The sequence below is a fragment of the Bacteroides sp. OM05-12 genome (genome assembly GCF_003438995.1).
In the GTDB taxonomy this organism is placed as follows: Bacteria; Bacteroidota; Bacteroidia; order Bacteroidales; family Bacteroidaceae; genus Bacteroides.
Genome location: NZ_QSUN01000015.1, coordinates 1 through 21,962, shown reverse-complemented (window position 1 = coordinate 21,962; position 21,962 = coordinate 1). Strand labels below are relative to the sequence as shown.

Annotated in this window: 17 protein-coding genes; 9 read left to right on the top strand and 8 right to left on the bottom strand. The window is 37.9% G+C overall.

Annotated features, from left to right (window positions below):
- Positions 1-117: 117 nt before the first annotated feature.
- Positions 118-477, bottom strand: a complete 360-nt coding sequence (locus DXB63_RS11900) for a 2-amino-4-hydroxy-6-hydroxymethyldihydropteridine diphosphokinase (RefSeq protein ID WP_369869609.1) — start codon at positions 475-477, stop codon at positions 118-120.
- A gap of 90 nt (positions 478-567) precedes the next feature.
- On the opposite strand from DXB63_RS11900, the gene kdsB reads away from it, so the two are divergent.
- From kdsB to DXB63_RS11885, 3 genes are all read left to right on the top strand, one after another.
- Positions 568-1,329, top strand: coding sequence for a 3-deoxy-manno-octulosonate cytidylyltransferase (gene kdsB, locus DXB63_RS11895; RefSeq protein ID WP_122126642.1), 762 nt, complete (start codon positions 568-570; stop codon positions 1,327-1,329).
- A gap of 5 nt (positions 1,330-1,334) precedes the next feature.
- Positions 1,335-2,633: a pitrilysin family protein gene (locus DXB63_RS11890; protein ID WP_122126641.1), complete on the top strand. Its 1,299-nt coding sequence runs from the start codon at positions 1,335-1,337 to the stop codon at positions 2,631-2,633.
- Positions 2,634-2,701: 68 nt separating this feature from the next.
- Entirely contained in the window at positions 2,702-3,877 is a 1,176-nt protein-coding gene (locus DXB63_RS11885; protein ID WP_122126640.1) for a phosphatidylinositol-4-phosphate 5-kinase, read from the top strand.
- An 83-nt stretch (positions 3,878-3,960) separates the two neighbouring features.
- On the opposite strand, the gene lpxA is transcribed toward DXB63_RS11885, so the two are convergent.
- The 7 genes from lpxA to DXB63_RS11850 form a co-directional block, all read right to left on the bottom strand.
- Positions 3,961-4,731, bottom strand: coding sequence for an acyl-ACP--UDP-N-acetylglucosamine O-acyltransferase (gene lpxA / locus DXB63_RS11880; RefSeq protein ID WP_122126639.1), 771 nt, complete (start codon positions 4,729-4,731; stop codon positions 3,961-3,963).
- Between the two features lie 22 nt (positions 4,732-4,753).
- Complete coding sequence (locus tag DXB63_RS11875) at positions 4,754-6,133, bottom strand: TolC family protein (protein ID WP_122126638.1); 1,380 nt, start codon at positions 6,131-6,133, stop codon at positions 4,754-4,756.
- A gap of 6 nt (positions 6,134-6,139) precedes the next feature.
- Positions 6,140-9,352 carry an efflux RND transporter permease subunit gene (locus DXB63_RS11870; RefSeq protein WP_122126637.1) on the bottom strand — a complete coding sequence of 1,071 codons (3,213 nt, stop codon included), beginning with the start codon at positions 9,350-9,352 and terminating at the stop codon, positions 6,140-6,142.
- Positions 9,353-9,375: 23 nt separating this feature from the next.
- Positions 9,376-10,530: an efflux RND transporter periplasmic adaptor subunit gene (locus DXB63_RS11865; protein ID WP_122126636.1), complete on the bottom strand. Its 1,155-nt coding sequence runs from the start codon at positions 10,528-10,530 to the stop codon at positions 9,376-9,378.
- A 444-nt stretch (positions 10,531-10,974) separates the two neighbouring features.
- Positions 10,975-11,913 carry a ribose-phosphate pyrophosphokinase gene (locus DXB63_RS11860; protein WP_178301175.1) on the bottom strand — a complete coding sequence of 313 codons (939 nt, stop codon included), beginning with the start codon at positions 11,911-11,913 and terminating at the stop codon, positions 10,975-10,977.
- 180 nt (positions 11,914-12,093) lie between these two features.
- Positions 12,094-13,314 carry a BamA/TamA family outer membrane protein gene (locus DXB63_RS11855; protein ID WP_122126635.1) on the bottom strand — a complete coding sequence of 407 codons (1,221 nt, stop codon included), beginning with the start codon at positions 13,312-13,314 and terminating at the stop codon, positions 12,094-12,096.
- Positions 13,315-13,408: 94 nt separating this feature from the next.
- Complete coding sequence (locus tag DXB63_RS11850; protein WP_147332287.1) at positions 13,409-13,747, bottom strand: phage holin family protein; 339 nt, start codon at positions 13,745-13,747, stop codon at positions 13,409-13,411.
- A 287-nt stretch (positions 13,748-14,034) separates the two neighbouring features.
- Between DXB63_RS11850 and serC the strand changes: the two genes are divergently transcribed.
- From serC to DXB63_RS11815, 6 genes are all read left to right on the top strand, one after another.
- Positions 14,035-15,105, top strand: coding sequence for a 3-phosphoserine/phosphohydroxythreonine transaminase (serC, locus tag DXB63_RS11845; protein WP_122126633.1), 1,071 nt, complete (start codon positions 14,035-14,037; stop codon positions 15,103-15,105).
- A gap of 64 nt (positions 15,106-15,169) precedes the next feature.
- Positions 15,170-16,090, top strand: a complete 921-nt coding sequence (locus tag DXB63_RS11840) for an NAD(P)-dependent oxidoreductase (protein WP_122126632.1) — start codon at positions 15,170-15,172, stop codon at positions 16,088-16,090.
- Between the two features lie 228 nt (positions 16,091-16,318).
- Positions 16,319-17,566 carry a DUF1015 domain-containing protein gene (locus DXB63_RS11830; protein WP_122126630.1) on the top strand — a complete coding sequence of 416 codons (1,248 nt, stop codon included), beginning with the start codon at positions 16,319-16,321 and terminating at the stop codon, positions 17,564-17,566.
- A 138-nt stretch (positions 17,567-17,704) separates the two neighbouring features.
- Positions 17,705-18,307 carry a YigZ family protein gene (locus tag DXB63_RS11825; RefSeq protein WP_122126629.1) on the top strand — a complete coding sequence of 201 codons (603 nt, stop codon included), beginning with the start codon at positions 17,705-17,707 and terminating at the stop codon, positions 18,305-18,307.
- Between the two features lie 19 nt (positions 18,308-18,326).
- A complete protein-coding gene (locus DXB63_RS11820; protein ID WP_122348244.1) occupies positions 18,327-18,686 on the top strand; it encodes a DUF6565 domain-containing protein in 360 nt (119 codons plus the stop codon).
- 155 nt (positions 18,687-18,841) lie between these two features.
- Complete coding sequence (locus DXB63_RS11815) at positions 18,842-21,493, top strand: hypothetical protein (RefSeq protein WP_122126627.1); 2,652 nt, start codon at positions 18,842-18,844, stop codon at positions 21,491-21,493.
- Positions 21,494-21,962 lie beyond the last annotated feature (469 nt).

The window sequence follows — 21,962 nt, the reverse complement described above, 5'->3', positions numbered from 1 at the left end:
TGTTTCAATCGTTTCAGCATGGACAAACGACAGGCTTCCCATGCTGAAACGACAGGATGACCAAGCCTGAACGCAAGGCTTCCCACGTCGAAACGATTCGAACTACCTTTCCTTTGATTATCCTTTCATATAAGGACGTTGCATATCCTCCGGTTTCAGGATGAAATCATCATATTGAACCAAGTCAATATCCAGTTTTACTATTTCCTTTGATTTGTCTTCCGGCATCCTTCCCGCCTGACGTTCAATCTGTTTACAGGTGCGTTTTATCTCTTCAGAACTTTGAGAAGAATGAAATCTCCCGGTCTGGTTATGAAAAGGGGTAAGGTTCTTGCGAAATAACAGAGGCTTTGTCTCTACTTCTTTACCAAAAACAATGTCGGGAAAAAACCGTTGCAGTTCTTTCCTTGCCAGTTCCATATTCTTCTCCGAATAAGTGTTGGAACCGATGCAGATAAAGCAGGAATGCATCTCCATTTTGATGATTTTGTCTGCAAAATAAATGTAAATAAGGGGGATTACCAAATCTTTTTGTAATTTTGCATATTACATAGATTTTAAGGTAATATGAGATTTATAGGAATAATCCCTGCCAGATATGCTTCTACCCGTTTTCCTGCCAAGCCGTTGGCTATGTTGGGCGGGAAGACTGTGATTCAGCGCGTATACGAACAGGTGGTCGGACTACTGGATGATGTGTTTGTAGCTACGGATGACGAGCGCATTGAGACTGCCGTCAAGGCTTTCGGAGGAAAAGTCGTCATGACTTCCGTTACCCATAAAAGCGGTACAGACCGTTGCTATGAGGCATATACCAAAGTAGGGAAAGGGTTTGATGTTGTTGTGAATATACAAGGAGACGAGCCTTTCATACAGCCGTCACAACTGGAGGTGATAAAATCTTGTTTTGAAGATGATAAGACGCAGATAGCTACCTTGGTAAAACCGTTTACAGAGGAAAGCTCTTTCGAAGCGTTGCAAAACATAAATTCACCGAAAGTAGTGGTAGACAAGGATATGAATGCACTTTACTTCAGCTGTTCCATTATTCCGTATCAGCGTTATGTGGATACGAAGGACTGGTTGAAGAATCATACTTATTACAAACATATCGGTTTATATGCTTATAGAGGTGAGGTGCTGAAAGAGATTACTTCGCTTCCCCAGTCTTCCTTGGAGATAGCCGAATCATTGGAACAACTTCGTTGGCTTGAGAATGGATATAAGATAAAGGTAGGCGTTAGCGATGTGGAGACGATAGGCATCGATACACCGCAGGATTTGCAGAGAGCGGAAATGTTTTTGAAAACTATTAATACCGATAAGTAATAATTATGCTTGACCGTACCATACAACCATTGACTAACTCACTGGATAAGATAGATATCGTGCAACCGGAACGTAGGGTAATGTCGAACGGAGTAATGCTGAATGTGATTCAGGCAGGAGAGCAAGATGTAGTTCGCCTCGATCTGTTGCTGCGTGGCGGGCGTTACCAACAATCGCAACCGCTTCAGGCTTTGTTTGCCAACCGTATGCTCCGGGAGGGAAGCAGTCGCTACACCTCCGGTCAGATAGAAGAGAAACTGGATTATTATGGTGCGTGGCTGGAGTTGTCCGCAGGAATGGAATATTCTTTTCTGACACTTTATTCATTAAATAAGTATTTCCCGCAGGTTTTGGAGATTGTCGAGTCTATTATAAAAGAACCTACTTTCCCCGAAAAAGAATTGCGTACGACGTTGGATGTCAACAGGCAACAACTATTAGTAAATAGTACGAAAGGAGACTTTATCTCTCAGAAATATTTTAATTTATCAGTGTTCGGTACAGCCCATCCGAGTGGAAGAACTGTAACGGTGGATGATTATGACGTGCTGAATCGTGAAGTCTTGAAGAAATTTCATCGTCATTATTATCATTCCGCTAATTGTTCGGTTTATCTATCGGGAAAGGTAACGGCAGAAATTGAATCACGGGTGGAGAATGCTTTCGGCAAACAGTCTTGGGGAGAGATAAAAGAACGTGAGGAGTTTGAAACGTTTCGTCCGGATTCATCTATGGAGAAACGTATTTTCGTAGAGCGTTCGGATGCCATGCAGAGTTCATTAAGAATGGGATGCGTGACGATGGATAGAAATAATCCGGATTATTTGAAGATGCGTGTTCTTATGACCTTGTTCGGAGGCTATTTCGGTAGTCGTTTGATGTCGAATATCCGGGAAGATAAAGGATATACTTATGGTATAAGTTCAGGGATTCTTTTTTATCCCGGTACGGGCGTATTTGTGGTTTCCACGGAAGCTGACGGGGAATATACGGAGAATATCGTGAAAGAAGTTTATCACGAAATGGAAGTTTTGAAGAATGACCTCGTAACCGATAAGGAATTGTCAATCGTGAGAAATTATATGTTAGGGCAGATGTGCCGCAACTATGAAGGACCTTTTTCTTTAGCGGAAGCGTGGACTTTCATCGAGACCAATCATTTGGATGAGTCTTATTATCAACGTTCGTTGGAGGCAGTGCGTGAAGTTTCCTCCTCCGATTTGAGAGAACTGGCAATAAAGTATTTTAATAATGACGGGTTGACGGAAGTCGTGGTCGGCAAAAAAATATCTAACAAATTATAACATGTTCCTGCTTTTCGAGGGATTAATGTTACCTTTGAAACCTCATTAAAGGAATAAATAGTCATAACATGCGAAAATATATTTATTTATTGTTCATATTATTCAGTATACAAACAATATCTACTACTGTTAATGCACAAGGAAAAAGTGGTTTTATGGATAAGGTAACCGGGCTTTTTTCTTCTCAAATAAAGATTGGCAACTATACATTCAAAGACGGTTCTGTTTATACCGGCGAACTGAAACATGGTAAACCTTACGGTAAAGGTAAGACTGTTTTTAAGAACGGTGATATTTACGAAGGTGAGTATGTAAAAGGCAAGCGCGAAGGATTCGGAATCTATACTTTCCCTGATGGAGAAAAGTATGAAGGACAGTGGTTTCAAGACCAGCAGCATGGTAGAGGAACGTATTATTTCATGAATAACAACCGTTATGAAGGTATGTGGTTTACGGATTATCAGCATGGAACGGGAACCATGTTTTATTATAATGGGGATATTTATGTTGGTAACTGGGTGAATGATAAACGTGAAGGTGGCGGTACTTATACATGGAAGAATGGAGCCGAATACAAAGGAGAATGGGCCGGTGATAAGAAAAACGGTAAAGGGGTATTGGTCTGGGAAGACGGTTCGAAGTATGATGGTGATTGGAAAGACGATACACGCCATGGTAAAGGAACTTATTACTATGTGAACGGAGATAAATATATCGGTGATTGGGATAAGGATGTTCAGCACGGTAAAGGTATCTATTATTTTCATACAGGTGATCGCTATGAAGGTAGTTATGTAGATGGTGAGCGAACCGGTCAAGGCATTTATTATCATAAGAACGGTGATAAGTATGTTGGAGAATTCAAGAATGGAGAACAGGAGGGGCAAGGAACATTTACGTGGTCTAACGGAGCAGTCTATGTAGGTCAATGGAAAGGAAACCAACGTAATGGTAAAGGAAAATATACTTGGGGAAATGGAGACGTTTACGAAGGCGAATGGAAAAATAATAAAGCCAACGGTCAAGGTATAATGCGTCTTCAAGATGGAACGAAATACAAAGGAGGCTTTATCGATGGTCTTGAGGAAGGTAAAGGAATAATGGAGGATAAGAACGGAGTTCGCTTTGAAGGTTTCTTCCGTCAGGGAAAGAAAGACGGTCCTTTTGTAGAGATGGATAAGAATGGGAACGTCATAAGAAAAGGTACTTATAACTTTGGTCGATTGGAAGATGTGAAGAAGTAAAATAACTTATTTATAGAATATAGAAAAGCCGATATAAGATCACTCTCATATCGGCTTTTTACTATACAAATATATAGAAACAATTATTTTATAAGACCTAATTGTGTCTTTTGACAGAATGCGATAATGTTTTCTATCTCTTCGCTCATTGGAACCTGATTACGTATTTTGTCTAAAGCATCGTCCAAGTTAATGATACTGGCTTGGAATATCAAACGGTATGCGCTACTAATATGTCGAAGTACTCTCTCGCTAAATCCGCAGTTAGACAAAACTAATTTGTTTACCCCGTGATAAACGGTCGGCTCAAGAGCTGCCACGATATAAGGCGGTATATCTTTATTGAAACGGCAACCTCCTTGTACCAGTGACCATTGTCCTACACGGGTATGCTGCTGCATAAGTACGCATGAACTTAAAATTGCATGATCTTCTATCGTGGTATCACCTGAAACTTGTGAACCGTTTCCTACAATCACATGATTGCCTACATGTACATCGTGGGATAGACGTACTGCCTGCATGATGAAGTTGTTATCTCCAATACAGGTTTCGCCGTCCGGATGAGTGGCGCGACTGATAACGGCGTATTCACGAATCGTGTTGTCGTTACCGATACGGGCGATTGTTTCTTCACCTTTGAAGTTGAAATCTTGAGGAACGGCACTTATTACCGCTCCCTGATATATTGTGTTTCCATCGCCTATGCGTGCACCGCTAAGAACACTGGCATAAGGCATGATAACATTATTATTACCGATAACTACATTTTTGTCAATGTAAGCAAACGGGTGAACCGTTACGTTTTCCCCTATTATTGCGCTGGGGTCGACAAATGCTAATGGACTAATCATAATCTTTTAATTTAAAGGTTAATTACTCTCTTCCACCTCCTAATGATTCATACAAGTTGATGACAGCTTGCATACGTTGGAATGTATCGGATACTTCGTTTAATTGTGCATTGAGTAATGATTGTTGAGCAGTCAGTATCTCTAAATAGGATGCTGATCCCGAATGGAACAAGTCTTGAGTATATTCGACAGCTTTGGTCAGTTCTTCGACTTGTGCCTTATGTTCAGTCATTTTCTTACTTGCTGTTTCATAAAGGAATAAAGCATTGCTTACTTCTTCACCAGCATTTAGGATAGCTTGTTGATAATTCATTTGTGCTATTTTCTCTTCTGCTTTCGATACTTTTAGATTAGCAACAATTTTTCCATGGTTGAATATGGGTTGTGTCAACGAGCCTAGAGCTTGTAACAGTAATTTCCCCGGATTAGCCACGGACATTCCTGAACCATTTGTCCATCCTGCTGTTCCTCCGATTGTTAAGGAAGGATAGAATGCTGCACGTGCCTGATTGGTCGTATAATATGCACCGGCCAAAGCCATTTCGGCAGCTTTTACGTCCGGACGGTTGGCAAGTAGTTGTATGGGGATACCTGCTGTCAATTCCTCCGGCATCTCTTGCTCTTCAAGACTACTGCGTTCAATAGTTTGCGGAGCTTGTGCTAAAAGGACGGACAGCGCATTTTCTGTTTCACGAACCTGACGTCTAAGGTCTGCGAGAGATGCTTCAACTTGATGACTGTTTGCTTTACTTTGTACAACTGCTGCTTCTGTTGTCATACCGGCTTCTTTCATCGCTTCCATAACACGGACATTGTCTTTCCAAATCAAAGAAGTCTTTTCGCTGATAGCTACCTGTTTGTCCAACATCAGTAAAGAATAATAGGTATTGGCAATTCCTGCGATTAATTGTGAACGTACAGCTTGTTGATAAGCTTCGCTTTGCAATAAGCTGGCTTTAGCACCTCTTTTTGCATTCAGAACTTTGCCGAACAAATCAATTTCCCAACTTGCTGCTGCCGGAATTGAATATGCCTTTACATTGCGGGAATGATCTAAAGTGGAAATTGTTCCTTGCGGTGCGAAATTGATAGAAGGAAGATAGGATAACTTTGCTGAAGTAAGCATTACTTTAGCTTCTTGTACACGTAGTATAGCAGCTTGCATATCTACATTATTTTCCAGACCTTGTTCTATTAATGTCTGTAGTTTGGGGTCACGGAAGACTTCTTTCCACGGGAGGTTTCCCATGTTCGTCGTATCGGAAGCAAGCGTGTCATTTGCATTCATCGGGTCACGATAGATGCCGGAAACGTTGACTTCTGGACGGTCGTATGATTTATAGATGTGGCAACTGCTCAAAAGAGCGGTTGCACACAACATATATATAATCTGTTTTTTCATATTATGCTATTCTTTATTTTTAGAGTATTGCTCAATTTCTGTTTTAACATCGCTGTTATCCATATCTTCCCATTCAAGAGGCTTAATCTTTTCTTGTAGATACTGGAAGATGACAAATAATGCCGGAACAACGAAAATCTGGCAAATCATACCGATCAACATACCACCTACAGCCGCTGTACCAAGGGCACGGTTACCGTTGGCACCTACCCCGAATGCAAACATCATAGGTAATAAACCTACTACCATAGCCAAAGAGGTCATCAAGATAGGGCGTAGACGGGCGGCAGCTCCCAAGACGGCTGCCCAAGTGATGCTCATACCCATTTTACGACGATCAAGGGCAAATTCTACGATTAAGATAGCGTTCTTTGCCAAAAGACCGATCAACATAATCAATGCAATCTGCATATAGATATTGTTGGTAGCGGCACCAAGTATAGGAATTATATTGTTTACCAATCCCATTAAGTGCGCGAGGATAAAGCTACCTGCCAAACCGAACGGAATGGATAACAATACGGCCAATGGCAGAATATAACTTTCATATTGTGCACTCAATAATAAGTATACGAAGACAAAACAAAGGATAAAGATCATGGCAGTAGTGCTACCGCTTGAACTTTGCTCTTCACGTGTCATACCTGAGAATTCATAACCATATCCTGTAGGTAATACTTCTTTGGCAACTTCTTCCATAGCTTGGATTGCCTGACCACTACTATATCCGTCCGCAGGTGAACCGTTGATGGTCATTGCGGTAAACATGTTGAAACGTTTGATGTTATCCGGTCCGTAAACACGTTTCATACTCATGAATTGGCTTATCGGAGCCATTTCGTTTCCATTGCGTATCATAATGGATTTTAATGATTCCAAATTGGTACGTGCACTTGGGTCTGCCTGAATCATTACACGATACAACTTTCCGAAACGGTTGAAGTTTGAAGTGTATAATCCACCATAATACCCCTGCAATGTTGTTAAGATGGTACTGGGACTGATTCCGGCCTTCTTACAAGCAGCCGCATCAATATCAATCATGTATTGTGGGAAGTTCGGATTAAATGAGGTCTGTGCAGACTGTATTTCCGGACGTTCCTGTAGCTTATGAATGAATTCTTGTGCTACTTCATAGAATTTATCCAGACTACCTCCGGTCTTATCTTGCAGGTTCAATTCAAAACCGTTGGATACACTATATCCAGGAATCATAGGAGGTGCGAAGAATAATACACGTGCGTCTTTTATCACTTTCATGGCTGATAAATAGAGCATACCGGAAACGAAGTCCGAACGTTGCTTAATGTCTCGTTCTTCCCAGTTCTTCAGTTTACAGATGAAAGAACCGTAACTAGGACCCTGACCGGAAAGGAAACTGTAACCGACAATCATAGTACGGCTTTCTACTGCCGGATCGGCAGCGATTAAACTGTCAACCTTCATCATTGTAGCTTCAGTGAATTCTTTGGAACTTCCTGGAGGCATATCTACTACTGCCATAATAGTACCTGTATCTTCATTTGGAACTAAACCTGTCGGTGTAATTTTCATGAAGAATAGCAATGCTGCTATACCGACAACTACAAAACCGATTGTAAGCCATGGTTTGTGTATGAAGCGGAGAGTACCTTTCTTATATTTTTTCAATAAATTATCATAATATACGTTGAAAGCAATATGGAAACGACTGATGAAAGTTGATTTCTTTTTCTCGTCTTCTTTATGCGGTTTCAACAGGATAGCACAAAGTGCCGGTGTTAATGTCAAAGCGTTGATTGCGGATAGTCCGATAGCAATTGCCATTGTTAGACCGAATTGGCGATAGAACGTACCTGAAGTTCCGGACATGAAACTTACCGGAATGAATACGGACATCATAACCAAAGTAATGGAAACGATAGCCCCACCAAGTTCACTCATGGCATCGATAGATGCTAAGCGGGCAGACTTGTATCCTTGGTCTAACTTTGCATGTACTCCCTCGACGACGACAATGGCATCATCGACCACTATCGCAATGGCGAGCACCATGGCACAAAGTGTCAGCAAGTTGATACTGAATCCGATTAAATAAAGGATAAAGAATGTTCCCACTAAGGCAACCGGAATTGCAATTGCCGGAATTAAAGTGGAACGGAAATCTTGCAGGAAGATATATACCACGATAAATACAAGCAAGAATGCTTCCAGCAATGTTTTGATAACTTCATGGATAGAAGCGAACAAAAAATCATTTGCATTTTGTGATATATTGACTTTTACACCGGGAGGTAATGTGTTTTCGGTTCTTTTAAGCAAATCTTCAATATCATTGATAATTTGAGTTGCATTAGAACCGGCAGTCTGGAATACGATACATGTTACACCGGGATGACCGTTTACCAAGTTTGTGAAACCATAGGTTAGACGTCCTAATTCCACCCCTGCTACATCTTTTAGACGAAGTACCTGACCGTCTTCAGTAGCACGAATAACTATATTCTCAAATTCTTCCTGAGTTTGCAGACGTCCTTTATATCTTAATGTATATTGGAAAGTCTGATTTCCTGATTCTCCAAATGATCCCGGAGCTGCTTCTATATTTTGTTCGCTTAATGCGTTGGTAATGTCGGTTGGCATCAATTTGTATTGTGCCATTACATCCGGTTTTAACCAAATACGCATGGAGTAGTCGGCACCTAATACCATTGCGTCGCCTACGCCCGGTACACGCTGTACTTCCGGAATAACATTTATTTTCGCATAGTTTTCCAGAAATTCATTATCGTATTTATCATCGGAACTATAGAGTGAGAACACCAATAACATACTTGTTTGGCGTTTAGAAGTGATGACACCTACTTTAGTAACCTCAGCAGGAAGGAATCCCTGTGCTTTAGCAACACGGTTTTGTACATTGACAGCTGCCATATCCGGGTCTGTTCCCTGTTTAAAATAAACTTGGATATCAGCTTCGCCGGTATTGGTAGCGGTAGATGTCATGTACATCATGTTTTCCACACCATTAATCTGCTCTTCCAACGGAGCTATCACACTGTTCAATACTGTTTGTGCATTAGCACCTTGATAGGTAGTAGACACACGAACGGTAGGAGGGGCTATATCCGGATATTGGGATATAGGCAATGACAGCAAACCTAATATACCCAGAATGACTATTACGATAGAAATTACCGTGGATAGTACCGGGCGATTAATAAATTTATCTAATTTCATAGTTCTTCTAATGTTATTAAAATCTATTTATTCAAAGCATCTTTGAAGTTTTGTTCAGATTGCTCTTTAGTGATAGGCTCTATAGCTTGACCATCTTTTAATGTACTAACATTTTCTACAACAATCTTATCTCCGGCTTTTAAACCTGACATAACTACATAGTCAGATCCATTGTCTACATTGAATATTTGAATTTCTGTATTCTTAATGGTATTATCCGGTTGTAGAACATATACGAATTTTTTGTCCTGAACCTCGTAAGTTGCTTTTTGAGGAACAACAACTGCGCTCTCCATCTTATAAGGTATAAGTACAGAGCCGGTTCCACCACTCCTTAACAGGTGATTTGGATTTGGGAATGCAGCCCGAAGTGTAACAGAACCTGTGGTTGGGTCTATTACACCACTTATCGTCTCTACTTTTCCATTCTGGTCATAGAGTGAACCGTCTGCTAATTGTAGTTCTACAGTAGGGAAACTTTCTATCATTTTCTTTTCTCCTGCATCTTTTCTAATCAGATTAAGAAGCTCTTTTTCTGTTAATGAAAAATAAGCGTACATTTCAGAATACTGGGAAACAGTAGTCAATGGGGTTGCAATAGATGCACTGACTAAACTTCCGATACGATAAGGTATGGAACCTACTATACCGTCAGAAGGACTGCTTACTACCGTATAAGATAAATTTTGACGAGCATTTACTAATTGTGCTTCAGCTTGTGCTAAAGATGCTTTTTTACTGGCAAGGGTATTCTGAGCTGATTGTAATTCGTAATCACTAATGATTTTCTTTTTATGTAGCTCAATCTTATTCTTATAAGTTAATTCCTCGGTTGCTACACTGGCTTCTGCTACTTTTACACCGGCTTCTGCTTGTTTTACTGCCGCCTCATATTGCACTTGATCAATAATGAAAAGTGGCTGGCCTTTACGTACTGTAGCACCTTCGTCTACACATAATTTAGTGATAAATCCTGCTACTTGAGGGCGGATTTCTACATCTTGTTTACCACGAACAGTTGCTGGATAGGAACTTTTTAACTCTACATCAGTTGGTTGCAAAGTTACTACTGCAAACTTTTTGTTTGGTTCAATATGCATTCCTTTATTACCGCATGATACGAGTAGGAAAGATAGGCTAAGTGCGAATAGTGAGATTCGCTGTGTTTTGTTAATCATAAATCTACAAATTTGCGTTTTCATATTTTCTAATCAGTATAATTTGTCCTTATTCTGTTCTATAAACATGTTTTCCAGTAGGGGGAAGTCTTAGATAAGGGATATAAAGGTTGGAAACTTGAAAAAATATTTTAGTTTCCTTTTCGGGCGCAAAGTTAGAATCTTTTTATTAGATTGTTTCTTTGGCTATTTGTTTTTAACTAAAGTTATTACTAAATTTGATAATATTCGCATTGCGGTGTTTTAACTATAAATTATTGATAAAATTTGTTTGAAATAAAAGCTATATTTAAGATGTGATTATTTCTTTCTGTTGCTGGATCTATTGAATTTTATTATAGGTATTGCATTAAATAATAGGAAAGGTTTATCTTGGATATTTTTTAATGTAAAAAAGCATCTTCATTATTTTATGAAGATGCTTTTATTATATTTATTTTTTGCTTAAATAATATATTGCGAACTTATTGATTCATTGCTAACAACCCTGCGAATTGTCTCTGCAAATAAATCGGCAATCGTTAATTGTTTGACTTTTGCACATTTATGAGTATAAGGGATACTATCTGTAAATACCATTTCTGTTAAACTGGAATCCTGTACTCTTTCGCTTGCCGGGTCAGACATGACACAGTGACTGGCTATGGCACGAACAGAAACAGCTCCAGCATCAAGCATTATATTGGCAGCTTTTGTAATTGTTCCTGCAGTATCTACAATATCATCGATTAATACGACATTTTTATTTTTAACGTCACCTATGATCTGCATAGATGCTACCTCGTTTGCTTTCTCACGTGATTTGTTGCATAAAACCAATGGTACTCCTAAATATTTAGAATATGTACTTGCACGTTTGGAACCGCCTACGTCAGGAGTTGCTATTACTAAATTTTCTAAATGTAAAGATTCTATATAAGGTAAGAAAACTGCGGATGCATATAAATGGTCCACCGGTACATCAAAAAAACCTTGAATTTGGTCTGCGTGTAAATCCATTGTAATAAGACGGTCAATGCCGGCTACACTTAATAAATCTGCAACTAATTTTGCTCCGATAGAAACGCGTGGTTTGTCTTTCCTATCTTGACGAGCCCATCCAAAATAAGGAATTACAGCTACAATGCTTTTAGCTGATGCTCTTTTTGCAGCATCGACCATTAGTAAGAGTTCCATTAAGTTGTCTGAGTTGGGGAAGGTAGATTGAACTAGAAATACATGTGAACCTCTGATAGATTCTTCATAAGAAACGGCAAATTCTCCATCTGCGAAGTGCATAATGTTCATGTTTCCCATTTCACAATCAAGGCTTTTGCAAATTTTTTCTGCAAGGTATCTGGAGTTAGTTCCAGAAAATACCATAAAGGGTGCTTTTTCGCTCATTTTGTAATAGATGTTACCTATGTGTTAATTTGCATGCAAAGGTATGAATTATCTACGCATTATACAAAGACTTATTGTGAAAAATATGAGTTTGATTTATAAATAATAAGAGATGGATTCAACTGAAATTATGTCTTGATTTTGAGGACTCAGGATTGAACCCGGAAAATAAACATAAATCTAGAAGGCTTCTGTCATATTAAAGTAGAATAAATTCTGCTTATTTACTGTGTTTCGTCCGAAATCCAAGCGAACATTCATTCGAGGTTGTACTTCTATACGCAAACCTACTCCAAAGTTTGGTAATACCCCTTCTAAACGAACAGGATTTGGTCCCATGAATCCACATCCTCCCCATGCTGTAAAACCTACGTGACTCAACATTCGTTTAACGAAGTTTTCTTTGTCTGTATTGATCATTTGACGATATTCAGCCATTATAACGTGGGATGTTTTATCTCGGTACTGTCCCATATAATATCCTCTCAAATCATAAGGGGTTCCGCTAAGCGCATATTTGTTTAAAGGTACATTGCCGAAAACGTTTTTACTTTGTGCCATCCAAGCTATTACTTTACGGTTTCCGACGGATTTATATTGACGATAGTCCAATAATAACTGATAAAAGTTATTATCACTACCTAATATCTTATTGTAGAAGCTACCCTGTACATTCAGATAAACTCCTTTATATGCATTGGCTGGTACGTCTCTTGTGTCGTACGAGATTAAGAAACCCAATCCTGAGCTAAAGTTCTTATAGCCGTTGGCATTACCTCCTGCTTTTATATAATCGGAATTAGTAATCATACCGGGAGCCGGATCGAGAATCTTATCAAGATTAAGATCTATTTGAGGACCAACAAAAAAATTACTTTCTCCTAAACGGAACATGAACCATGGATTTACTTGTATTCCGCTATATCGGTATTCGCTTGTTTCTTTACTTCTGTTGTAATCTTTGTTAGTAGAATATCCTATTCCATAGAAATTCTCCATCGTATTTTTATAAGCGAATTGTCCGAATATCCGGAAACGGTCATTTTTGAAAAATAATTGTGGACGGGTACCTAAATTTAAGCCGCCTTTAAACATGACTGCAATTGCAAATGGAGCAACGGAACGTAGTTGAGTCTTGTCACTGGGATTCATTCGAAAGGTCATTAATGCGCTACCTCCGATTAATACCCCATAGTCCGGCGTATAGCTTGGACCACCTAATATATTATAATGGAAATTGCGGTTTTTTACCCGCTCTTTTCTTAACTCTTTTTTTGAGAGAGTTTTAGTTATATCATTTTCCTGTGGAATAGAATCATTTGGGAGTATTGCTTTTGCAGATACGCAATTTAAGTAGCAAATAATAAGAAATATGTATGCTATCTTATTCTTTTTATACATAAGTATCTTTATAAATTTGCAGCAAAGGAAACTAAATTATTCTCACATAGTTTTCTTTGTTAACATACTATAATAATTTATAGATGTTTTCTGCTTATTTCCATATTAATCGATGGATGCCCCAATTTAATATTGAGATGACAGCGCTAAATAATATAACATACCAAGTTCCTTCTGCGGAAAAGCCTTCAATGATCCAGTCCGATAAAACAATGATTAATCCATTAAAGAAAAATAGAGCAAGTACTATAGTAATAAAGGTGGGAATAATGGATAATATTAATAAAAAGGGTTTGATACTAATATTTATTAGTCCAATGATTAGAGCTATAAAAATAGCAATTAAGTAATTGTCTACGTCAAGTCCCGGTAAAAATTCAATTGCAGCAAATGCGACAAGAGAAGATAACAGAAAATTAATGAATAGTTTCATGGCTATAATATTAAAATAGTTTATAATAACATTAATCTGCTTTTCTTTGTTCGTTTGTGGTAAAGATAAACTAAAAACTTGAAATGACAAAATTTTATGTACCTTATTTAATGTGCAATTTGACAAAATGAAAGTATAAAAATACAGTTTTTGAATAAAATGAAAGAAAAAAGTGGTCGGTAACTCAATTTTAACCCACTTTCGTTTGGCATACTGAAAATAATTTGTAAATTCGCAGTGTCATCAAGACAAAATTAAAGAATTGTTTAACCCTAACAAAAAAAGAAATGAAGAAGCATAATTTCAATGCGGGACCATCAATTTTACCTCGTGAGGTAATTGAGAAAACAGCACAGGCTATTTTAGATTTTAACGGCTCCGGTCTTTCTCTGATGGAGATCAGTCATCGTGCAAAAGATTTTCAACCAGTTTTAGATGAAGCGGTCGCTTTATTTAAAGAACTGCTTAATATTCCGGATGGGTATTCGGTCTTATTCTTAGGTGGTGGCGCTAGCTTGGAATTCTGTATGATTCCGTATAATTTCTTAGAGAAAAAGGCAGCTTATTTAAATACGGGTGTATGGGCAAAAAAAGCAATGAAAGAGGCAAAAGCTTTTGGTGAAACTGTTGAAGTTGCATCATCTGCTGAATCTACTTATAATTATATTCCTAAAGATTATACTATTCCTACTGATGCGGATTATTTCCACATTACTACTAATAATACAATTTATGGAACAGAACTTCATAAAGAGTTGGATTCACCGGTTCCTATGATTGCTGATATGTCTTCTGATATTTTCTCTCGTCCTATTGACGTTTCTAAATATATATGTATTTATGGTGGTGCTCAAAAGAACTTAGCTCCGGCCGGAGTTACTTTTGTCATCGTGAAAGATGACACTTTAGGTAAAGTATCCCGTTACATTCCTACAATGTTGGATTATCGTACTCATATTGACGGAGGTTCAATGTTTAATACTCCTCCTGTAGTACCTATTTATGCTGCATTGCAAACTCTACGTTGGATAAAGGAACAGGGCGGAGTAAAAGAAATGCAAAGGAGAGCACAAGAAAGAGCTGATCTGCTTTATGGTGAAATTGACCGCAACAAGTTGTTCCGTGGTACGGTTATAAATCCGGAAGATCGTTCATTGATGAATATCTGTTTCGTGATGAATGACCAATATAAAGATTTGGAAGCTGATTTCATGAAGTTTGCTACAGAAAGAGGTATGGTTGGTATCAAAGGTCACCGTTCTGTTGGTGGTTTCCGTGCTTCTTGCTATAACGCAATGTCATTGGAAAGCGTACAGGCATTAGTTGATTGTATGCGTGAATTTGAAAAACTACATTAATTGAATATCAACATCAGATAAGGACGTGTTTGGCACGTCCTTATTATTTTAACACATTATAAATATGAAAATATTAGTAGCAACAGATAAACCATTTGCAAAAGTTGCAGTGGACGGTATTCGTAAAGAAGTAGAAGCAGCAGGCTATGAGTTGGTCTTATTGGAAAAATATGGCGAAAAGACTAAGTTGTTGGAAGCTGTGAAAGATGTTAATGCAATTATCATCCGTAGTGATATTATTGATGCTGAAGTATTTGATGCGGCGAAGGAACTTAAAATCGTAGTTCGTGCGGGTGCAGGATATGATAATGTCGATTTGGCATCGGCTACTGCTCGTGGTGTTTGCGTGATGAATACTCCGGGACAAAACTCGAATGCAGTTGCCGAACTTGCTTTTGGTATGATGGTTATGGCTGTTCGTAATTTTTATAATGGTACATCCGGTACGGAATTGATGGGAAAGAAATTAGGTATTCATGCTTATGGAAATGTCGGACGCAATGTAGCCCGCGTAGCTAAAGGCTTTGGAATGGATATCTATGCTTTTGACGCTTTCTGCCCGAAAGAGGTTATAGAGAAAGATGGTGTGAAAGCTGTATCTTCTGTAGAAGAATTATATTCGACTTGTAATGTTGTATCTCTTCATATACCTGCAACTCCGGAAACGAAAAACTCCATCAACTACGCTTTAGTAAATAAGATGCCTAAAGGTGGAGTGTTAGTGAATACTGCACGTAAAGAAGTTATTAATGAGGCCGAATTAATAAAATTGATGGAAGAACGCACTGACTTGAAGTATGTAACAGACATCATGCCTGCTGCTAATGATGAATTTGTTTCTAAATTCGAAGGACGTTATTTCTCCACTCCAAAGAAAATGGGAGCACAGACTGCCGAGGCAAATATAAATGCCGGTATTGCTGCTGCAAAACAGATTGTAAGTTTCTTTAAGGATGGATGTGAGAAGTTCCGTGTCAATAAATAAGTCTTAAAATATGATAGCTAAAAGACTATATACCATTGCAGTATTATTTCTTGTAATCGGTTGTATCCTCTTTTTACTAAGTAGTATATATAGACATGATTTATCAGATTTCGCCCTCGGTTTTTGCGAGGGCGCATCTGCTATGTCAATATTGAGTAGTGCTATCTATCTGATTATATATTTTATTAAGAAGAAATCCTTATAAATCTAAAAAAATACCCCTTAATTATGGCTGTTATTAAACCTTTTAAAGGCGTTCGCCCTCCACAAGATTTGGTTGAACAAGTTGCTTCTCGTCCTTATGATGTATTGAACTCTGAAGAAGCTCGTACTGAAGCTGCCGGAAATGAAAAGTCGTTGTATCATATTATTAAGCCGGAAATTGATTTCCCGGTAGGAACAGATGAACATGACGAAAAAGTTTATTTAAAGGCCGCCGAAAACTTCCAGAAATTTCAAGACAAGGGCTGGTTAGTACAAGATAAGAAAGAATGTTATTATGTATATGCCCAAACTATGAATGGTAAAACTCAATATGGTTTGGTAGTTGGGGCATATGTTCCGGATTACATGAATGGTATTATTAAAAAGCATGAACTGACCCGCAGGGATAAGGAAGAGGATCGCATGAAACATGTAAGAGTAAATAATGCCAATATCGAACCGGTATTTTTTGCTTATTCGGATAATGCGGAATTAGATGCTATTGTGAAGAAGTATACTTCTCAGAAACCTGAATATGATTTTATAGCTCCGGGCGATGGCTTCGGACATTCATTCTGGGTAATTGACAAGGAAGATGATATTGAAGCTATAACCCGTATGTTTAAGGCAATGCCTGCATTGTATATTGCAGATGGGCATCATCGTTCTGCTGCTGCTGCATTGGTAGGTGCCGAGAAAGCTAAGCAGAATCCGAATCATCGTGGTGATGAAGAATATAATTACTTCATGGCTGTATGCTTCCCGGCAAATCAGTTGACAATTATTGACTATAATCGCGTAGTCAAAGATCTGAATGGTCTGACTCCGGAACAATTTATAGCAGCTTTAGAAAAGAACTTCATAGTAGAGGAAAAAGGTGCTGAAATTTATAAACCTAATGCCTTGCATAATTTTTCTCTCTATCTGAATGGTAAGTGGTATAGTCTGACTGCTAAAAAAGGTACATATAATGATAATGACCCGATAGGAGTCTTGGATGTAACTATCTCATCAAATCTTATTTTAGATGAAATTCTTGGGATAAAGGATTTGCGTTCTGATAAGAGAATTGACTTTGTTGGTGGTATCCGTGGTTTAGGTGAACTAAAGAAGCGGGTGGATAGTGGTGAAATGAAAGTAGCTTTGGCTCTTTATCCTGTTTCAATGAAGCAATTAATGGATATTGCCGATACCGGTAATATTATGCCACCGAAAACTACATGGTTTGAACCTAAACTTCGTTCCGGATTAGTTATACATAAATTATCGTAGTTTTTTAATAGGATAAATCTTTTCTGAATCATCCGTTGCCTGTTATGTGTGTCATTCTATTAGAGAATCATACAACGGTGACGGATGATTTTTTGTATATATTTGTTTGAGAGGACAGGAACTATTATCTTTGTTCTTATGATTGAAGATACTTATAAAACTATTTCTTCCATATCCGAAGGTATTTATACAGAAAAGCGAAGTAAATTCATAGCAATTGCTTTGCCGGTTCGTACGCATGAACAAATTAAAGCATATTTGGAACAATACCAAAAAGAGTATTATGATGCACGTCATGTATGCTATGCTTATATGCTTGGACATGAGCGAAAAGATTTTCGTGCTAATGATAATGGTGAACCTTCGGGTACAGCAGGGAAACCCATTTTGGGTCAGATAAATTCAAATGAATTAACCGATATATTAATTATTGTCGTTCGTTATTTTGGAGGCATAAAGCTGGGAACCAGTGGTCTGATTGTTGCATATAAAGCCGCTGCTGTTGAAGCTATAGCCAATGCTGAGATAATAGAGAAAACAGTAGACGAGGATATTACTGTTGTTTTTGAATATCCTTTTATGAATGATGTAATGCGTATTGTAAAGGAGGAAGGACCGGAGATTATTGAACAATCTTATGATATGGACTGTTTAATTACCCTCCGCATTCGTAAATCGATGATGGAGAAATTGCATTCTCGCTTAGAGAAAGTGGAGACTGCAAGAATTTTAGAAAAATAATAATAAAAACTCAATCATCATGAAAACGATTTTATCATTAATGTTTGCCGTATTGGTATTGTGCGCCTGTAACGATAGTAAAGAAACTTATTTGATTGATTTTAATAGTTTTGTGGAAGATGTGAAAACCGAATCACCTAATTATACAGAGGAAGATTGGAACGCAGCCAATACAAAGTACGATAAGTTTATTACTATTATTGATGAACAATTCTCGGAACAATTAACTCCGGAAGAGAAAATGAACTTGTCGAAACAGAAAGGAATTTATCAGGCATTGAAATTAAAGAATAAGGCAAAACAAGCTAAGGATAGTATCGAAAATGAAATAAAGCAAAGAGTTACTGAAACGGAAGATATGCAGGAAGGGATAGAATAAGCTCATGACCCTTCTATCTAAAGTGGAAATGCCTGAATTTATAGGTTAATAGACCTTTTTAGCCCATAATTTAGTGGTTATTAATTTAATTTTTTTTGTTTGTATTTGATTTTAGCCTACATTTGTCTACTATTAATCATAATTATTCAAAAGAGATGAAAAGAAAGTTACTTTTATTTTTTGCACTTCTTATTGCTGTAGGTATGAAGGCGGCGGAAGATTTGCAGCCGACCAACGTGACTCCTGAGATTGGTGCAACGTATTTAATAAGTGAGAATGATGGGAGTATAGTATTTACCTTTGATCGACAATTAAAGATTGATAAGGCATATATTATTCCGGCTAATGGTAATCCTATTGAAATTGCCAATACATGGGATTCATATACGGTGGTAGCATATTTTTATTATTGTGGAATTAGTAGTCAAATGAAAGCGTTAATAAAAGATGGAACGATTACAGCTGGTGGAACTTTTCAAATAAAGTTGCAGGGAATTAAAGATGCTGAAGATGCTTCCATTTCTTATAATGATGTGACAGCAACATTCGTAGCAGGAAATTTACCTGCTGAATTAGTTAGTATTAAGCCTCAGGATGGTGAAACGATAAATTCATATTATGCTGTAGGGGGAACAGATGGATTGATTGCTTTTACTTTTACTGATCCGGTTGTTTGCGAATCGGCAAAGGTATCTTATGGAAACGTAGAAGATGGTACTTTTGGGAGTATAGACCTTCAGACTCCGGTTGCTTCCGGTTCGGTGTTGACTGCCAATATTCAAGGAATAAAATTATCGCCTGCTGACATAAATAAACAAACTTCTATAACTCTGCAAATATCAAGAGTAAAAACGACAGATGGCATATTACTTGAAGGTAATATTCCGGGCTCTCCTGGTACATACGCGGTAAATTATAATATTAAATCTTCATCAGTAGAAGTTTCGTACCGGTTTACTCCTGACAAGGGAAGTAACATTGATAATGTGGAACAACTAAAATGTTATTTTAGTTATCCTATTACTTTTGATGGAGTGAAACTTTCTTATACTTTAGGGGGCGGAGAGACAAGCATTGTTATACCAAAGGAACAAATTACAATAGAGAATGACCCGAATGATGATGAGGGAGCATTTTTTGCATATATTCCAATTAAAGACTTATCTTTTGATGCCGGAAATGTAGATGTAGAGTTTGTTGGTGGAATGGATTTAAACGGCAATGCAGTAGAAGTAAAAGGAACATTCCTTTCTGCAGGTAAACATGCGGATGTAACTACTTGTCTTAGTGTTACTCCGACACCGGGAAGTAAGCTTGTTCCACGTCCGGAAGCATTTGTGTTTACTTTCAGTGATTTGGTCACTATGGATATGTCATCTGTTCTTGTTATTGGCGGAGATGAAATGCCGCTTGGACGTTTAGCTAGTGTTAATAAAAATGTGCTTACTGTTCGTTATGAAAACACGATGTATGGTGATTTAACTTTTAAATTGCGTATGAAAAATGCAGCCGGTAATTTTGTTACTTATGGAGATACGGAAGGTTATGTTACTGTGTCTTACTCTGCACCGTCTGATCTGTTTACTTGTTCTGGAATAGATCCTGTAGTGGGGAAAGTTGAATCATTGAAAGTATTTACTTTGACGTTTGATGGCGTGGATGATTATGTCGGTGGATTTGATAACAGTAAGGAAATTGTTTTGAAGAATGAAGCAGGAGAGAAAGTAACGACAGGGACTATTGATCTGCCGGAAGATTACTATACATATCCTTTTGATGCGATCATAACATTGGCGAATGAAGTAAATACGACGGGTATCTATACATTAGTCGTTCCTGAAAAGACAGCTTATAATAGTTTGTATGATGATTTTATGGATGATTTCGGCGTTTCTGGTGGAGCTATTTACAATCCGGAACTGACATTTACTTATACAATAGGTGATGTAACCCCTACTACTTGTACCAATGTCGATCCTGCTCCTGCCCAGAATATGGAAGCTATTCCGACACAGTTTGCATTTACTTTCAGTCGTAATGTGACACTTAGCAGTGCACGAATGACGAGCGATGAGAATCCGAGAGGTGGTGTTGATATCAGCGAATATGTTGCAGTTGCCGATAATGTATTAACTATAACGTTACCTGAAGGTATGACTGATTCTTATACATTTGTTAATTTTATGTTGCAAGTGACGGATATTACCGGTGCTTATGTGACTTATGGTGATGTAGATGATTATGTTGTAGCAGGATACACGAAGAAAGTGGAAGCCAATACATTTATCTGCTCTGACATCACTCCGGCAGTAGGAGAGGTAAAATCATTGAAAGAATTTATATTGACTTTTGTCGGTGTTGATGAATTTGATATGGTCGGTGGATTTGATACCACGAAAGAGATTGTATTAAAAGATGTAGCCGGAACTACAGTAACAACAGGAACTATCGATTTTTCAGATTTTGATCATCCTATGGATGCTATTATAAGTCTTGAGAAAGAGGTGGCAGAAAATGGCACTTATACTTTGACTATACCTGAAGGAACGGTTTATAATAGTCTTTACGATGATATGGCAGAGGATTTTGGTGTATCGCTTGGAGCTATTTATAATCCTGAGTTGACTTACACTTATACTATTCTTGCATCCGGTATTGATTCCGTTATGGCAGGTGAGTTAAGTGGTGTCGTTGAAGTATATAGTTTACAAGGAGTTCTTTTGCGCAAAGCGGATGTTTCCGAAGCATTAAAAGGTCTCACTCCGGGTATCTATATTGTAAATGGTAAGAAGATTGCCGTTAAGTAATTGCGTTGATATTTAGATATAATAGATTAAGTGCTGCTCGATTTCGGGCAGCACTTTTTTGTATTCTTCATTCTTTGACATACGGTCGATTATTTGCAAACGATAGGAGTTTGTCGTCAATCGACCGTATCTTTGTCATCAATCGTCCTTATGATTTTTTCAATCAACCTGATGTTTTTTTAAAACATCGAGGTGTTTGTAAAAAACATCAAGGTTATTCCAAAATCGCCTAAGGGAGCGTTGCCTGTCGCCTAAGGGAGCGATAGCTTACATCTACGGGAGCGTAAGACATCACTCTCTTAAGTGTTTTTGATAGTATTTTTGCTAATTCAGCAGTTTTCAACTTTTACTTTGACTTGCTTTCACCTTATCACTCTTTACTCTTATATTGTTGATTACTAATTAATTACAGTGAACTGCACCCCAAAAGTTGGACAGTTAATTATTTGTTTCTATAATTGATTCTATA

Excerpts from the sequence above, each read along its gene's own strand:
- DXB63_RS11870 (WP_122126637.1), bottom strand. The coding sequence starts at position 9,352 with ATGAAATTAGATAAATTTATTAATCGCCCGGTACTATCCACGGTAATT.
- DXB63_RS11855 (WP_122126635.1), bottom strand. The coding sequence starts at position 13,314 with ATGTATAAAAAGAATAAGATAGCATACATATTTCTTATTATTTGCTAC.
- DXB63_RS11840 (WP_122126632.1), top strand. The coding sequence starts at position 15,170 with ATGAAAATATTAGTAGCAACAGATAAACCATTTGCAAAAGTTGCAGTG.
- DXB63_RS11900 (WP_369869609.1), bottom strand. The coding sequence starts at position 477 with ATGGAGATGCATTCCTGCTTTATCTGCATCGGTTCCAACACTTATTCG.
- DXB63_RS11825 (WP_122126629.1), top strand. The coding sequence starts at position 17,705 with ATGATTGAAGATACTTATAAAACTATTTCTTCCATATCCGAAGGTATT.
- lpxA (WP_122126639.1), bottom strand. The coding sequence starts at position 4,731 with ATGATTAGTCCATTAGCATTTGTCGACCCCAGCGCAATAATAGGGGAA.
- DXB63_RS11885 (WP_122126640.1), top strand. The coding sequence starts at position 2,702 with ATGCGAAAATATATTTATTTATTGTTCATATTATTCAGTATACAAACA.
- DXB63_RS11850 (WP_147332287.1), bottom strand. The coding sequence starts at position 13,747 with ATGAAACTATTCATTAATTTTCTGTTATCTTCTCTTGTCGCATTTGCT.
- DXB63_RS11865 (WP_122126636.1), bottom strand. The coding sequence starts at position 10,530 with ATGATTAACAAAACACAGCGAATCTCACTATTCGCACTTAGCCTATCT.
- DXB63_RS11860 (WP_178301175.1), bottom strand. The coding sequence starts at position 11,913 with ATGAGCGAAAAAGCACCCTTTATGGTATTTTCTGGAACTAACTCCAGA.
- kdsB (WP_122126642.1), top strand. The coding sequence starts at position 568 with ATGAGATTTATAGGAATAATCCCTGCCAGATATGCTTCTACCCGTTTT.
- DXB63_RS11830 (WP_122126630.1), top strand. The coding sequence starts at position 16,319 with ATGGCTGTTATTAAACCTTTTAAAGGCGTTCGCCCTCCACAAGATTTG.
- DXB63_RS11875 (WP_122126638.1), bottom strand. The coding sequence starts at position 6,133 with ATGAAAAAACAGATTATATATATGTTGTGTGCAACCGCTCTTTTGAGC.
- DXB63_RS11890 (WP_122126641.1), top strand. The coding sequence starts at position 1,335 with ATGCTTGACCGTACCATACAACCATTGACTAACTCACTGGATAAGATA.
- serC (WP_122126633.1), top strand. The coding sequence starts at position 14,035 with ATGAAGAAGCATAATTTCAATGCGGGACCATCAATTTTACCTCGTGAG.
- DXB63_RS11815 (WP_122126627.1), top strand. The coding sequence starts at position 18,842 with ATGAAAAGAAAGTTACTTTTATTTTTTGCACTTCTTATTGCTGTAGGT.
- DXB63_RS11820 (WP_122348244.1), top strand. The coding sequence starts at position 18,327 with ATGAAAACGATTTTATCATTAATGTTTGCCGTATTGGTATTGTGCGCC.